Origin of the sequence: Nigerium sp. (assembly GCF_039811905.1) — a bacterium.
Taxonomy (GTDB): domain Bacteria; phylum Actinomycetota; class Actinomycetes; order Propionibacteriales; family Propionibacteriaceae; genus Propioniciclava.
This window is the reverse complement of sequence record NZ_JBDHZL010000030.1, coordinates 1-13,797: the sequence shown is the minus strand read 5'-3', so window position 1 is coordinate 13,797 and position 13,797 is coordinate 1. Positions and strand designations below refer to the sequence as shown.

Annotated in this window: 14 protein-coding genes; 7 read left to right on the top strand and 7 right to left on the bottom strand. The window is 72.3% G+C overall.

What is annotated here, in order from left to right:
* Positions 1-18: 18 nt before the first annotated feature.
* Positions 19-1,014, bottom strand: coding sequence for a hypothetical protein (locus WMJ97_RS07390; RefSeq protein WP_347348343.1), 996 nt, complete (start codon positions 1,012-1,014; stop codon positions 19-21).
* Between the two features lie 155 nt (positions 1,015-1,169).
* Between WMJ97_RS07390 and WMJ97_RS07385 the strand changes: the two genes are divergently transcribed.
* The gene (locus WMJ97_RS07385; protein WP_347348342.1) at positions 1,170-1,829 is read left to right on the top strand and encodes a hypothetical protein; all 660 of its coding nucleotides are present in this window, start codon (positions 1,170-1,172) and stop codon (positions 1,827-1,829) included.
* Positions 1,830-1,845: 16 nt separating this feature from the next.
* On the opposite strand, the gene WMJ97_RS07380 is transcribed toward WMJ97_RS07385, so the two are convergent.
* The 3 genes from WMJ97_RS07380 to WMJ97_RS07370 all read right to left on the bottom strand — a co-directional run bounded on the left by WMJ97_RS07380 (position 1,846) and on the right by WMJ97_RS07370 (position 4,588).
* On the bottom strand, positions 1,846-3,354 hold the full coding sequence (locus WMJ97_RS07380) for an NCS2 family permease (RefSeq protein WP_347348341.1): 1,509 nt from the start codon (positions 3,352-3,354) through the stop codon (positions 1,846-1,848).
* Positions 3,355-3,422: 68 nt separating this feature from the next.
* Complete coding sequence (locus WMJ97_RS07375; protein WP_347348340.1) at positions 3,423-4,199, bottom strand: DUF3027 domain-containing protein; 777 nt, start codon at positions 4,197-4,199, stop codon at positions 3,423-3,425.
* 2 nt (positions 4,200-4,201) lie between these two features.
* A complete protein-coding gene (locus tag WMJ97_RS07370; RefSeq protein ID WP_347348339.1) occupies positions 4,202-4,588 on the bottom strand; it encodes a cold-shock protein in 387 nt (128 codons plus the stop codon).
* Between the two features lie 102 nt (positions 4,589-4,690).
* Here WMJ97_RS07370 and WMJ97_RS07365 point away from each other — a divergent pair, with 102 nt between their 5' ends.
* From WMJ97_RS07365 to WMJ97_RS07355, 3 genes are all read left to right on the top strand, one after another.
* Positions 4,691-5,596 (top strand): hypothetical protein, encoded by a 906-nt coding sequence (locus WMJ97_RS07365; protein WP_347348338.1) that lies wholly within the window; start codon positions 4,691-4,693, stop codon positions 5,594-5,596.
* On the top strand, positions 5,593-6,153 hold the full coding sequence (locus WMJ97_RS07360; RefSeq protein ID WP_347348337.1) for an NUDIX domain-containing protein: 561 nt from the start codon (positions 5,593-5,595) through the stop codon (positions 6,151-6,153). The genes WMJ97_RS07365 and WMJ97_RS07360 overlap by 4 nt, the downstream gene beginning before the upstream one ends.
* Before the next feature lie 105 nt (positions 6,154-6,258).
* Positions 6,259-7,266 (top strand): cation diffusion facilitator family transporter, encoded by a 1,008-nt coding sequence (locus WMJ97_RS07355; RefSeq protein WP_347348336.1) that lies wholly within the window; start codon positions 6,259-6,261, stop codon positions 7,264-7,266.
* A 14-nt stretch (positions 7,267-7,280) separates the two neighbouring features.
* Here WMJ97_RS07355 and WMJ97_RS07350 read toward each other — a convergent pair whose 3' ends face one another.
* Positions 7,281-7,985, bottom strand: coding sequence for a copper homeostasis protein CutC (locus WMJ97_RS07350; protein ID WP_347348335.1), 705 nt, complete (start codon positions 7,983-7,985; stop codon positions 7,281-7,283).
* Positions 7,986-8,168: 183 nt separating this feature from the next.
* On the opposite strand from WMJ97_RS07350, the gene WMJ97_RS07345 reads away from it, so the two are divergent.
* Both WMJ97_RS07345 and WMJ97_RS07340 read left to right on the top strand, forming a co-directional pair.
* Positions 8,169-9,632, top strand: coding sequence for an amino acid permease (locus WMJ97_RS07345; RefSeq protein WP_347348334.1), 1,464 nt, complete (start codon positions 8,169-8,171; stop codon positions 9,630-9,632).
* An 11-nt stretch (positions 9,633-9,643) separates the two neighbouring features.
* Positions 9,644-11,008 (top strand): L-serine ammonia-lyase, encoded by a 1,365-nt coding sequence (locus tag WMJ97_RS07340; RefSeq protein ID WP_347348333.1) that lies wholly within the window; start codon positions 9,644-9,646, stop codon positions 11,006-11,008.
* A 57-nt stretch (positions 11,009-11,065) separates the two neighbouring features.
* Here WMJ97_RS07340 and WMJ97_RS07335 read toward each other — a convergent pair whose 3' ends face one another.
* Together WMJ97_RS07335 and WMJ97_RS07330 are read right to left on the bottom strand one after the other, a co-directional pair.
* Entirely contained in the window at positions 11,066-11,782 is a 717-nt protein-coding gene (locus tag WMJ97_RS07335) for a PAS domain-containing protein (RefSeq protein WP_347348332.1), read from the bottom strand.
* 63 nt (positions 11,783-11,845) lie between these two features.
* Positions 11,846-12,544 (bottom strand): M50 family metallopeptidase, encoded by a 699-nt coding sequence (locus tag WMJ97_RS07330; RefSeq protein ID WP_347348331.1) that lies wholly within the window; start codon positions 12,542-12,544, stop codon positions 11,846-11,848.
* A 65-nt stretch (positions 12,545-12,609) separates the two neighbouring features.
* On the opposite strand from WMJ97_RS07330, the gene WMJ97_RS07325 reads away from it, so the two are divergent.
* A partial coding sequence (locus WMJ97_RS07325) for a DUF480 domain-containing protein (RefSeq protein WP_347348330.1) occupies positions 12,610-13,797 on the top strand: 1,188 nt, incomplete at its 3' end.

Sequence of the window (13,797 nt, the reverse complement as noted above, 5' to 3'; positions counted from 1 at the left end):
TCTGCTCGCTGGCTAAGACTAACGCTTCACCAGGACGACCACGGCCCCGACGATCGCGACCGCCGCCGCGCCCAGCAGAGCCAACACATTGCCGCCCTCGCTCAGCGCGCTGACGACGGACGCCACCGTGCGCTGCACCGACTGCGCCGCGTCGGCCGCGCTGGTGCCCTCGGCGGTGGGCGCCGCGGACGCCCGCGGCGTCGCCTGCACCCCACCCGGCACGTCGACCGCGAGCACCGGAGACGTCACCTTCTCGGGCCCCCACAGCAGCTTCGTGCCGTCGATCGTGGGCGTCAGCGCGCCGCCCGTCGACTGCGTGGCGACGCGATCCCGCTGCAGGACGCGGTAGCTCGAGGCGTCCACGGTCATGACGTCGGTGCCGGTGCGCAGCGCGACCCGGCCGTCCGCGAGAACGGTCGCGTCCGTCACTCCCGCCGGCGCGTCGCCGACCTTCTGCAGCAGGGCGCTGCCGGGCGTGCCGATCGCGGCGGCGGGAGCCGCGTAGATCGCCCCGGACGCCGTCGCGGTGCGCCCGCGCGTGACGACGTGGAGGCGCCCGTCGTTCGTGATGAAGATCGCGGACGCCCGATGCCGGCCGTCGGGATAGCTCAGCACGTACCGATCGGCCTGATGGATCACGGTGCGGGGCACGGGGCCGTAGATCCGCCACAGCATCACCTGGCTGCGGTCGCCGCCCACGTCGCCGATGAACAGGGCGTTGCCGTGGAACGCGAGCCCCTCGAGGTCGGTCGTCTGGTCGCTGCTGTGGACCGTGCCGAACAGGGCGCCGTTCGCGTTTAGCGCCGAGACCGTGAGGCGTCCGGAACCTCCGTTCGCGACCCAATACCGGCCGGCCGTCGCGTCGGTCGCGAGCCCCGCCGGATCGGTGACCGTGGTGCCCGTGATGGTGAACGCCTGGTCGGCGGCCCACGCCGGCGCCGCCGCGCCGATCATCAGCCAGGCCGCCAGCGCGGCGACCCACCGCGCGGCCCGCCCGCGCCCCTGACTTCTCATAGCCAGGAGACTACGCGAATCGGCCGAGCAGGCTGAGAGCCACGAGCAGGAGCAGCACAACCAGCACCCCGGTGACCACGAGGCGGCGGATCCTGACGTTCACCCGGCCAATCTAGGCCATCGACGCCGCCGGGCCCGTGCCCTAGGGTGCAGCTATGGGCGTCGTCCGGCTGTACGCAGTGGGCATCGACGAGCTCCGCGACCTCTTCTCGGGCTCGCCGGAGACCGCGGCGCGGCTCCGGGCCCTGGCTGCGGACGCCTTCGCACCCTCCCCCACCCCTCCCGAGCGGCGCACGCTGCTGGGCAAGATCGGGGGCCCGCTCATGAAGCGCCCCGTGGGGGCGCCGGTGCGGCGTCCGGGCGAGCCGACGGCGTCCGACCTGGAGGCGCTGCTGGCCGGTCACTACCTGCCGCCCGAGCGGCTGGACGCCGGCTGGGCGCTCGTCCGCCTGTGGCTGGAGGACGCGGCGTGGGGCACCTTCACGAAGGAGCTCGACGAGGCGTCCATCGACGAACTCGACTTCGCGCTGTGCGGGGGCGGCGTCGAGGCGCAGTTCTCGCTGCGCAAGCTGTTCAACGACCGGCTGGCGCTCCCGCTGGCCGCGGCGGCCGGGTCGGTCAGCGGGTACGTCCGCGCCGGGCACGCGCTGGGGATGGCGGAGGCGTACCGGGCGGCGTCCGGGTGGCTCGACCCGGCCCGCAGCGAACTCGTGGGCGAACTCGCCGCGTGGCTGGGGCAGTTCGACGGCTGGGCGGCCGCCGCGGTCGCGGCCGGGCGGCCGGCGCCCGACCTGGTGGCTCTCTTCCACCAGTGACGGACGCCGGCGCTCGCTACGCAATCATCGCGCTGATGAGCCCCTGGCTGAAGTAGAGGACGAACGCGATCGCGACCGCCCACATGAGCGGGTGCAGCTCGTTCGCCTTGCCGCGGACCGCCCGCAGCAACACGTAGAAGATGAAGCCCGCCCCGATGCCCGCCGTGATCGAGTAGGCGAACGGCATGAGCGCCATCGTGAGGAACGCGGGCAGGCCGTCGTCCAGGTTGTCCCAGTCCACGGTGCCGACCTGCGACATCATCAGGAAGCCCACGATCACCAGCACGGGCGCCACCGCCTCCGACGGGACCATGTTCACCAGCGGCGCGAAGAACAGGCTCACCAGGAACGCGCACCCGGTGACGACGGAGGCCAGACCGGTCCGCGCGCCCTCGCCGACGCCCGCCGCGGACTCGATGAACGACGTGTTCGAGGACGCCGACCCCGCGCCGCCCGCGAGGGCCGCCAGCGAGTCGACGAGGAGGATCTCGCGGGTGCGGGGCGGGTTGCCGTCGGCCTGGAGCAGCCGCGCCTCCGCGCCGACGGCCACGATCGTGCCCATCGTGTCGAAGAAGTCGGCCAGCAACAGGGCGAACACCGTCATGATCATCGCGATCACGATCTGCGGCCCGCCGCTGAACGCGCCGAACAAGTCCACGCGTCCGATGAGGCTCAGATCCGGCAGCGTAAAGAGCGTCGCCGGCAGTGCCGGGATGTTCAGTGCCCACCCCATCGGGTTCTGCTGCGGGTCGACCGCCCCGATGTGCAGCACGGACTCCAGCACGACGGCGACGATCGTCATCGCGACGATCGCGATGAGCATCGCCCCCCGGACGCGGGCCCCGTACAGCAGCACGAGCAGCAGGACGCCCACGACGAACACCGCGATGGGCCACCCGATCAGCGAGCCGTTGACGCCGAGCTCCAGCGGCGTCCCCGTCGCGCGCCGGACGACGCCGGAATCGACCAGGCCCACCAGCGTGATGAACAGGCCGATGCCGATCGAGATGCCGGTGCGCAACGCCTTCGGCACCGCCCGGAACACCGCCTCACGGAAGCCGGTCAGCACGAGGATCGTGATGATGAGCCCCTCCCACACGATCAGGCCCATCGCCTGCGGCCAGGTCGTCTGCGGGGCGACCACGTAGGCGAGCATCGCGTTGATGCCGAGGCCGGCCGCCAGCCCGAGCGGGAAGCGGCCGATCAGCCCCATCAGGATCGTCATCACGCCGGCGATGAGCGCGGTCGCCGCGGCGACGGCCGCGATCGAACCGCTGACGTTCGCGGCGATCGTGGCACCGGCGGCGTCCAGCTTCGGCTGCCCGGTGATCAGGAGGCCGCGGCTGTCGGCCGCCGTGCCGATGATCAGCGGGTTGAGGGCGATGATGTAGGCCATCGCGAAGAACGTCACCAGGCCGCCGCGCACCTCGCGGCCGACCGTGGAGTGCCGCGCGGTGATCTCGAAGTAGCGGTCGAGTCCGGACGCCGGCGGGGCCTCCGGCGCGGCGGTAGTTGCTGAACTCATGGGCGGCATCGTAGAACCGGCGGACGCCCACCTGCGGACGAGTCCCCGGTGCGGACAAGCGCCCGGATTCAGTCGAAGAGTGCCTCGTCGACCGAGATCGTGTCCCACACCGGGCGCGGCAGATCGACGCCCCGGTTCGGTTCGACGACGTCGCTGTGCGCCCCGCAGCCGTGGTCGACGCTCACGACGCTGCCGTCGGCCGGCGAGAACTGGTTCGCGCACACGCCGAACTCACGCCCGAGCGACCCCTCCAGCCGGACGAAGTACGCGCACTGCTGGCACGCCGCCGGGGACTGTTTGGTCATGGCGTTGTGGGGACCGCCGTCGCCGTCGACCCAGCGGTCGGCGGCCTCGTCACGCCCGTACACCGACAGGACGCGCTCGCGGCCGAGCCCCAACTCGCCCACCAGGGCGCGGAGCTGGCTCCACTCGGCCGGGTCGGCGTCGCGCGCCTCGTCGCCGCCCGTAAAGCCGGGCTCGAGGCGAGGGTCGTTGTCGGGCGTCGGCATCAGGACGCCCGCGGTCACGTCGCCCGGCTCCACGCGCTCGGCCCACGGCACCCAGACGGGCGCGACCAGCGCGTCCTCCCCCGGCACGAGGCAGACCTCGTTCACCGTCACGATCTTGGCGCGCGCCGCCCGGACGACCGTCACCGCCCAGCGCCAGCCGTGGTAGCCGGGGTGCGTGCAGGCGAAGTAGTGGGTCGCGACCCGCTTGTCTTCTGCCACGCACTCGAGATGCTCGCCCACGGTCATGACGTCGGCGCGCCGCTCGGCTGCGGCACGCGCGAGATCGACGGCGCCCGCGCAGGCCTCGTCGAGTTCCAATGCCTTCGTCGCCGCCACGCTCACAGCTCCAACTCGTCGGCGACCGCCCGCAGCACGGACGAGACCTTCTTGGCCTGCCGACCGTCGGGATGACGCCCGTGGCGATAGCCGTTGCCCAACCCGTCCAACATCTTGATGAGATCCTCCACGATGACGGCCATCTGATCGGGCGCCTTGCGGGACGCCTTCGACAGCGACGGGGGCGCCTCCAGCAGCCGCAGCGAGAGCGCCTGCTCGCCGCGCTTGCCGTCGATGACGCCGAACTCGACCTTCTGTCCACGCTTCAGCGATGTCACGCCGGCGGGCAGCGCCGAGGCACGGACGAAGACGTCCTCGCCCCCCTCGTCTTTCGAGAGGAACCCGAACCCCTTCTCCGCGTCGTAGTAACGCACTCGCCCGGTAGGCATGCCTCGCTCACCCCTAGTACTGCAGTCGCTGTCGGCCCAGTCTAGGACGAGCCTGAACCCGGCGACCACCGTACCCAACCGCCGGGCGACTACGATGACGCCATGGCGGATTGGCGGGACGGCCCCGAGTACGCGCCCGGCGTGCGCCCCGAGGCGTTCGTCGCCCCGTCGGACGCCGCACCGCTCGACTCTCCCGACGCGGCGGAGGCGTTGCCGGTCGCGCCGCCCGAGCGGCCCGACTACGGGCCGGGGCCGGACGCCACCCCGCTCGACGCCCTGACTTCGCCCGAGCCCGACCGTCGCGACCCGGCGGAGGCCTTCGCGGTCGCCGCGTCGCCGCTGACGTCGGCGCCGACAGGCCCCGCCGACGGCGTCCCCGCGACGCAGCCGCTGCACCTCTCCACCGCCCCGGCCGCCTCGGCCTGGGGCGCGGCGCATGCGCCGCAGGCCGCGCCGCGTCCCCGGCCCGACTGGGCGCCCGGGCGTCCGCTGGATACGCCACCCGCCCCGCCCGTCGGGTCGTTGCCCGCCGGCCCGCCGGCGCCCCCGCCGCAGGTGAACCCGCAGTCGTTCCCGCCGGCGCAGCCGCAGGACTGGTCCGCGCCCTACGCGCCGTCTTCCGGAGGGCGCCCGCAGGGGCCGCGCACCGTCACGGTCAAAGAGGTGTGGGAGGCCGCGACGACCGGCGTCATGGTGTGCCTGCTCGTCGGGGGCGTGCTGCAGATCCTCGCCGTCCCGCTGCTGTTCGTAGCGCACGGCCTCGCGAGCCGCATCCGCTACCGCCGCCGCACGGTCGAGAGGCTGTTCAAGGTGACGGAGGCCGCCACCGCACTCGTCGCGCTGGCCGGCGTGTTCCGCGATATCGGCGAGTTCGACCTCCCGCTGTTCTGGGCGTCGTGGCAGGGCTGGTCCCAGTTCGGCTGCTGGGTGCTGGTCGTCGGCGTCCTGATGGCGGTCGGCGCCGGGCTGCGCGCGGGTGAGGAGCCCGAACGGCGGTTCGAGCGGTGAGCGAACCGTTCCGTTCGCGTCGGTTCCGGCCGGTGCCGCCCGCCGAGCGCCCGCGCAAGGAGCGCGCGGCGGCCCGCGTCGTGGTGACCGACGGGGCGTCCGCGCTGTTGTTCCTCGACTCCGACCCCGGCATCCCCGGCTCGCGATGGTTCGTGACGCCCGGCGGGGGCATCGACCCCGGCGAGTCGGAGGAGCAGACCGCCGTCCGGGAGTTGTTCGAGGAGACCGGGTTGCGCGCGGAGGCGTCCGACTTGATCGGGCCGGTGATGCGGCGGGTCGTCGTCCACGGGTACTCCGACCAGATCTGCGCCCAATCCGAGGTGTTCTACGTGCTGCGGACGCCGCGGTTCGAGTTGGACACGTCGCGGCACACCGCCGACGAGCAGCTCACGCTGCAGGGGCACGCGTGGCTGCCGCTGGACGACCTGGCCCCGGCGGGCGTCCCGGTGTGGCCGGTGCGGCTGCCCGAGATCGTCGCTGCGGCGGACGCCCCCGGCACCTGGCCGCTGCAGTGGGGCACGGTCGAGGAGTCGACGCTGCCGGTCGACGCGTCGTAACAGGACGCCGTCGGGGGCGGTCCGCGGCTGCAACCGAGTGCGCGGTTCCCACGCGCCCGCAGTACGCTCGGCTGACCCCCAATTGGAGCAGGAGAAGGAAGAACGATGACCGACGCCACTACGGATGCACCCGTCAGCGCCCGGTTCTTGATGAAGTTCATGTGGCTGTCGGTCTTCACCGCGCTCGCCACGGTCGTCATCAAAGGCGTGGCCGCCGCGGTCACCGGCTCGGTCGGACTGTTGTCCGACGCCCTGGAGTCCACGGTCAACCTGGTCGCGGCCGTCGTGGCCCTCTGGGCGCTGCGCCTGTCGGACAAGCCCGCCGACCACAACCACGATTTCGGCCACGGCAAGGCCGAATACATGTCGTCGGCCGTCGAGGGGTCGCTGATCTTCGTCGCCGCCGCGGCCATCATCATCAGCGCGATCCGGCGCATCATCACCCCCGAGCCGGTCGAGCAGCTCGGCCTCGGCCTGCTGCTCGCGGTGGTGGCGTCCGTCTTGAACGGGGTCGTGGGGTTCATCCTGATCCGCAAGGGCAAGCAGTACCGGTCGATCACGCTCGAGGCCGACGGCCGGCACCTCATGACCGACGTGATGACGTCGGTGGGCGTGCTGGTCGGCGTCGGGCTGATCCTGCTCACGGGCTGGCAGATCCTTGACCCGATCGTCGCGATCGTGGTCGGCATCAACATCCTGTTCACGGGCTACAAGCTGGTGCGGCGCTCCGTCGTCGGCCTGCTGGACGCCGCCCTCCCGCCCGAGGAGGTCGAGACGATCCGCGACACGATCGGCGATGTCACCGGGCGCGAGGTCGAGTTGACCGACCTGCGCACGCGGGAGTCCGGGCGGCAGCGGTTCGCGCAGGTGACGATCACCGTGCCCGGCGGCTGGACCGTACGCCGCAGCCACGACCTCGCGGACGCCGTCGAGGACGCGGTCGACGAGGCGCTGCCCGGCACGACGACCGTCGTCCACGTGGAGCCGGGACAGCCCGCTGAGCCGACGACCGCGCCCGCCGACACCGGCGCCACGAGCGCCGAGGCGTCCGATCGGGCGGCCGACAAGCCGGCGGCCGAGGCGTCCGACAACGAGGGCCCCGCGGCGCCCTGACGCCGCCTGCGCGACTATCGGCGCAGGTGGCCCAGCTCGTCGTCGATGAGGCGGCGCCAACTGTGGACGAGCGACTCGTCGACGTACGCGCGCCACGAGCCGCCCGGGCGCACCTGCCCGTCGAGATGGAACTGCCGGACGCCCGCGCGCACCAGCCACGGCACCTGCTCGGCCTGGAGCTCCCCGTCGGCCATGATGAGGGACGCCTGCCGGGAGTCCGCGCGAGCGCGGGCGAGCAGGTCGTCCAGGCCGTGCTCGACGTCGCGGGCGGAGCCGGCCGTCCGGACGCAGTCGAGGCGAGGTAGCCCGAGCAGCGCCTTCCACGCCCGGTCTGTGCTGAGCACCGAGTCGACGGCGCGCGTGAACGTCCAGGGGCAGTCGACCTCGTCGAGCAGCGCGCCGAGCACCTCGAGGTCGACGTCGCCCAGGCCGTTGAGGAAGCCGAGCTGCAGGCCGTCGGCGCCGGCGTCCAGGTAGGCGGCGATGAGCCCGTGCAGCCGGACGGCCTCGCCGCCGTCCGTGCCGTAGCCCTCCCGCAGCCGGACGACCGGACGCAATTGCAGCGTCGTACGACGGCGCACCTCGGCGACGACGCGGGGCTCGGGTGAGAGGCCGCCGTGCTCCAGCGACCCGACGATCTCCAGGCGGTCGGCGCCGCCCTGTTCCGCGGGGGCCGCGTCCGCCCCCTGCGTGATGCGCACCTCCAACGTGGTGGTCATGCGCTCATGATGACCGCTGGACGCCGCGTCGGAGCGGATGCGCAGGCCTCACTCGGCGTGTCTCCGCTGTCACCTTGACTTTCTGGTGAAAGCCGACTCATTCTGTGTATTGATCTTGCTGTTTGTAAGATCTCTAAACACTTAGTTGAGTCTCTGCATGACTCGGAACCAGAGAGGGTTCGCATGCCCGACACCAAGGACAAAGACGTCCGCCAGGAGCCGCTCACCCACAGCGGCACCGTCGTCGACCACGGCGATGTCGGCTACCACCAGGGGCTGACCAGCCGCCAGGTCCACATGATCGCGATCGGCGGCGCCATCGGCGTCGGCCTCTTCCTCGGGGCGGGCGGACGCCTGCACACCGCGGGGCCGTCGGTCGTGCTCGCCTACGCCTTCTGCGGCCTCATCGCCTTCTTCCTCATGCGGGCCCTCGGCGAGCTCGTCACCCACCGGCCGTCCAGCGGCTCGTTCGTCTCCTACGCCCGCGAGTTCTTCGGGGACCGCTGGGCCTACATCACCGGCTGGATGTACATGCTCAACTGGATGACGACCGGCGTCGCCGAGCTGACGGCCGTCGGCTCGTACTTCCAGTTCTGGTGGCCGGAGCTTCCGCTGTGGATCCCGGCCCTGGTGGCGCTCGTCATCGTGCTCGCCGTCAACCTGGCCAGCGTCAAGGCGTTCGGCGAGTTCGAGTTCTGGGCGTCCATGCTGAAGGTCACCGCCCTGGTCGCCTTCCTCGTCGTCGGGCTGGGCCTCGTTCTGACCCACGCCAACGTCGGCGGGCACCCCGCCGCGGCGTCCAACCTGTGGAGCTTCGAGGGCGGGTTCTTCCCCGCCGGCGCCCTCCCGCTGGTCATGGTGACGCAGGGCGTCGTCTTCGCCTACGCGACGATCGAGCTCGTGGGCACGGCCTCCGGCGAGACCGAAAACCCGCACGTGGTGATCCCCAAGGCGGTCAAGGCCGTCATCTTCCGCATCGTCATCTTCTACGTCGGCTCGATCCTTCTGCTCGCCATGCTGCTGCCGTACACGGCCTACAAGGCGTCCGAGAGCCCCTTCGTGACCGTGTTCAGCCAGCTCCGGATCCCGTGGATCGGCGACGCCATGAACGTCGTGGTCATCACCGCCGCCTTCTCGTCGTGCAACTCCGGCCTGTACTCCACCGGGCGCGTCCTGAAGTCCTTGGCGGCCGCCGGGGAGGCGCCGAGCTTCACCGGCCGGCTCAACGCGAACAAGGTGCCGTTCGGCGGCATCCTGCTCACCGCCACGGTGTACCTGCTGGGCATCGGCCTCGCCATCGTGCTGCCGCATCAAGCGTTCGAGATCGCCGTCGAGACCGCAGCCGTCGGCATCGTCTGGACGTGGGTGACGATCTTCGCATGCCAGATCGCGCTGCGTCGGCGCATCAACCGCGGCGAGGCGGAGCCGACCTCGTTCCCCATGCCCGGGGCGCCGGTGACCAGCATCTTCGGCATCGTCTCCCTCATCGGCATCATCGTCCTGATGGCGTTCAACGATTTCAACCGCGTCGTCTTGGCCGCCTCGCTGCTCTACATCGGGGCCGTCCTGATCGGCTGGACGTTCGTGAAGCGCCACAAGGCCCGCCACCCGGAGTTGTCCCGCGCCCAAGAGATCGACTTCGGATAGGCCGAACCACCATGCTGAGCGTCTTCGACATGTTCAAGGTGGGCCTGGGGCCCTCCAGCTCGCACACGGTCGGACCCATGGTGGCCGCCCGGAGGTTCGTCGACGATCTCGACGCCCAGGGGCGTCTCGCCGACGTGACCCACGTGCAGGTGCGGCTGTACGGATCGCTCGGCGCCACCGGCCGCGGGCACGGCAGCGATCGCGCCGTGCTCGCGGGCCTGGCCGGCCACGACCCGGCGACCGTCGACCCCGACGTCGTCGGGACGATCTGGGCGGACACCGGGTCGGCCGGCCGCCTCTCGCTCCTCGGACGCCACCCCATCGCGTTCCACCCCGAACGGGACGTCCGCCTGTACCTGTCGCGGAGCCTGCCGGCCCACCCCAACGGGCTCGTGTTCGAGGCGACCGTGGCGGGAGCGACCGCCGCGGCCACCTACTACTCGGTGGGCGGCGGGTTCGTGCAGCGCTCCGACGAACTGGGCATCCTGGCCGACCCGCTGCCCGACGCACCCCACCCCTTCGTCACCGCGGCCGACCTGCTGGCGCTCTGCCACGCGGAGGGCAAGTCCATCGCCCGGCTGGTGCTCGACAACGAGGCGTCCGTCGACGGGGAGGAACACGTGCGTGGACGCCTGCGGGACATCTGGGCGGTCATGGAGGCCTGCGTCGAGCGCGGGCTGACCGCCGAGGGGGTGCTACCCGGCGGCCTCCACGTCCCGCGCCGCGCCGCCGCGCTGGCCGCCCGCCTGGCGTACGCCGACGAGCGCGACGGGCTGATCGGCCTCGACTGGCTGACCGTCTACGCGATGGCGGTCAACGAGGAGAACGCCGCGGGGGGACGCGTCGTCACCGCCCCCACCAACGGGGCGGCGGGCATCATCCCCGCCGTGTTGTCGTACCTGGTGCACCGCGAGCCCGTCTCGGCGGAGGCGTCGTTGCGGGGCGTCGAGCGGTTCCTGCTGACCGCCGGGGCCGTCGGCATGATCATCAAGCGGGGGGCGTCCCTGTCGGGGGCCGAGGTCGGCTGCCAGGGGGAGGTCGGCTCGGCCTGTGCCATGGCGGCGGCCGGGATGGTCGCCTTCCGCGGCGGCAGCCCCCGGCAGATCGAGAACGCCGCCGAGATCGCCATGGAGCACTGCCTCGGGCTCACGTGCGACCCGGTGGGCGGGCTCGTACAGATCCCCTGCATCGAACGCAACGGCGTCGCGGCGTGCCACGCGGTGAGCGCCGCGCGGACGGCCCTGCACGGCGACGGCTCGCACCTGGTGTCGTTCGACGAGGTGGTCGAGACCATGCGCGTCACCGGCCACGACATGCGGAGCAAGTACCGGGAGACGTCCCGCGGCGGCCTCGCCGTCAATACCGCGCTCTGCTGAGCCCCCGACGGCGAGCCGCGGTATCTCGCGCCGAGGCTCGCCCCTCCGCAGGAGTGGTCAGTCGTCGCCCTGCGGATCGAGCTGCTTGAGATAGTTGTAGACGGTGAACCGCGACACCTCGAGCGCCTGCGCCGCCGACGGGACGGCGTCGCGCAGCGTGAAGAAGCCGCTGTCGCGCAGGTCTGCGACCACCTGAAGCTTGTGGCGCTTCTGCATGAGGTCGACCGGCACCGCGACTCGACGGATCGCGTCGTCGAGGATCGTGGTGCGCAGCTCGTCGAGGTCGTGAGGGAAGCCCTCGGACTCGGCGACCTCCACCACGGCCGGCGGCGCCTCCGCGGCACCCGTGAAGAACCCCACTGCCTCCTTGACGGCCCGCCAGCGGGTCGTGTCGACGTTGCTGCACAGCGCCGCGATGGCCCGGCCCGAGGCGTCCCGGAACAGGGTCGTGTGCGAGATGAGTTCCCGCCCGTCGGGCAGCGTCGTGCGGTACGACTGGTGGTCGGGGCTGTGGGGATCGGTCAGCTTGCGGAGCAGGAAGTCGGTGATCGGGTCGCCCACCTTGCGGCCCGTCACGGTGCCGCTGATCGCGACCAGCGAGTTCGGGATCTTCGAGAGGTCATGGAGAACCACCTCGGTGTCGGGCGACAGCACGCGCCCCACCGCCTCGACCGCCCGAGTGAGCGTGGCCATCACCTCGGCCTGCCCGGCGGCGTCCGGCGCCATGGGCGCGGGGTCGCGAGCCTCACCGTCCGGGATCATCGGGGCCTCCATGCACCGAAACTAGCGTCGCCGACCCGGGGTTTCAACGAGGATCGTCGGCCCGACGTCGCGTCCTCAGCCGAACACGCCCGGCAGCAGCCTCGGCGCGGCCAGCGCCAGGGAACCGACGGTGATCACGAGCCACGCGGCGACCCAGAGCACCTGCGGGACGCGGGTGAGGCGCGCGAGCTGCGCGGCGTCCGACGTCGGCGACCGCCGGCGCGCCAACTCCAGCACCGGGCGCGGGCCCGCGAGCACGAGCAGCCAGACGAGGGCGTAGGCCAGCCACGACAGCGCCCGGGAGGGCGCGTACCAGTACGCCGCCCCTAGCAGCACCCCGAGCCCCACAACAACGAGCGCCCCGTACAGGTTGCGGATCTTCAGCAGCATCAGGGCCAGAAGCCCGACGAACAGCCACAGCATCCCGATGCCGTGCCCGGCCCCGACCACGAACGCGCCGCCCAGCCCGACCATGGACGCCGCCGGGTAGCCCGCGAACATCGTCGCGGCCATTCCCGGCCCCGCCGGACGCCCGCGCGAGACCGTGAGGCCCGACGTGTCGCTGTGCAGCCGAATGCCCGTCAGCGTGCGCCCGGTCAGCGTCGCCACGACCGCGTGCCCGGCCTCGTGGCAGACGGTCACGAGCATCCGCACCGCCGGCCACGCGAACACGACCGCCGCCAGGGCCGCCGCAGCCAGGCCCAGCGAGACGGCGGCGTCCGGCTCGGGCTGGGTCACGATCGCCCGCCGCCACACCTCAGCCAAGAACTCCACCCCGCCAGTGTCGCCGGGCACCCAAACGGGCGGGACGCGCACCCCCGGGCCGTAGAATCCTCGCCATGGTCGTGGAGCCGCTCGACGCGATGGACCAGCGCATTCTCGGGGCGTTGCTCGAGAAGCAGCGCACGGTGCCGGCGTCCTACCCGCTGACGTTGAACTCGCTGCGCACCGCGTGCAACCAGACGACAAGCCGCGACCCGGTCACCGACCACGACGACCGCCAGTTGGAGGAGCGGCTGCGCGACCTGAAGGGGCGCGAGCTGGTCCGGGTGGTGTGGGCGGGCAAGGGCTCGCGCACGCTGAAGTACCACCAACTCCTGGAGGAGTCGCTCGGGCTGGACGCCCCGGCCGTCGCCCTGCTGACCGTCCTTCTGCTGCGCGGCCCGCAGTCCGCCGGCGAGCTAAAGACGCGCACGGAGCGCCTGCACCCGTTCGCCGACCGGGACGCCGTCGAGGTCGAGTTGGACAAGCTCGCCGGCGGCGAGCGTCCGCTGGTGGCGCGGCTCGAACGCCGGGCCGGGCAGCACGACGCCCGGTGGATGCACCTGCTGGGCCCGCAGCCGGCCGCGGATTCGGTTCCGGACGCCGCCGGCGCGCCGGCCGTCGATCGCGAGACCGTGCTCGCCGACGGGCCGCGCGCCCGCGACGAACGGACCGTCGCGAGCTGGGACGCGGTGGCGGCGTCCTACGCCGAATCGAGCGTCGACGAACTGGACCGCGTCCCCCTCGAGGGGTGGCTGATCGACCGGGTGCCGGGGCTGGCGTCCGGGCTGCCGGTGGTCGACCTGGGGTGCGGGCCGGGCCACGTGGCCGGCCGGCTGGCCGACGACGTGGCCGACATCGTCGGCATGGATCCCTCCCCCGCGATGCTCGACGTCGCACGCGAATGGAACCCCGGCGTCACGTTCGAGCCCGGCGGGCTCGACCGACTGCTGCGCCCACGCACGGCCGCCGCGTGGGGCGTCGTGATCGCGTGGTACTCGCTGATCCACCTCGCCCCCTCCGAGCTCCCGGACGCCTTCGCCGCCATGGCGCGCACCGTCGCCCCGGGCGGGTATGTGCTGACCGCGTTCCACGTGGGCAACGGCGTCCGGCACGCCGACGAGTGGCTGGGCGAGGCCGTCGACCTCGACGTCGTGCTGCACGACCCCGCCGCGATCCGCGCGGCGGCGTCCTCGGCGGGCCTGGAGGTCGCGGAGTGCTACGTCCGGACGGCGACGGCCGACGAGTCGTTCGACCGCTGCTAC

What these genes read in the sequence shown, in the direction of transcription:
- WMJ97_RS07390 (WP_347348343.1), bottom strand. Translation starts at nt 1,014, where the DNA reads ATGAGAAGTCAGGGGCGCGGGCGGGCCGCGCGGTGGGTCGCCGCGCTG.
- WMJ97_RS07385 (WP_347348342.1), top strand. Translation starts at nt 1,170, where the DNA reads ATGGGCGTCGTCCGGCTGTACGCAGTGGGCATCGACGAGCTCCGCGAC.
- WMJ97_RS07380 (WP_347348341.1), bottom strand. Translation starts at nt 3,354, where the DNA reads ATGAGTTCAGCAACTACCGCCGCGCCGGAGGCCCCGCCGGCGTCCGGA.
- WMJ97_RS07370 (WP_347348339.1), bottom strand. Translation starts at nt 4,588, where the DNA reads ATGCCTACCGGGCGAGTGCGTTACTACGACGCGGAGAAGGGGTTCGGG.
- WMJ97_RS07365 (WP_347348338.1), top strand. Translation starts at nt 4,691, where the DNA reads ATGGCGGATTGGCGGGACGGCCCCGAGTACGCGCCCGGCGTGCGCCCC.
- WMJ97_RS07355 (WP_347348336.1), top strand. Translation starts at nt 6,259, where the DNA reads ATGACCGACGCCACTACGGATGCACCCGTCAGCGCCCGGTTCTTGATG.
- WMJ97_RS07350 (WP_347348335.1), bottom strand. Translation starts at nt 7,985, where the DNA reads ATGACCACCACGTTGGAGGTGCGCATCACGCAGGGGGCGGACGCGGCC.
- WMJ97_RS07345 (WP_347348334.1), top strand. Translation starts at nt 8,169, where the DNA reads ATGCCCGACACCAAGGACAAAGACGTCCGCCAGGAGCCGCTCACCCAC.
- WMJ97_RS07340 (WP_347348333.1), top strand. Translation starts at nt 9,644, where the DNA reads ATGCTGAGCGTCTTCGACATGTTCAAGGTGGGCCTGGGGCCCTCCAGC.
- WMJ97_RS07335 (WP_347348332.1), bottom strand. Translation starts at nt 11,782, where the DNA reads ATGGAGGCCCCGATGATCCCGGACGGTGAGGCTCGCGACCCCGCGCCC.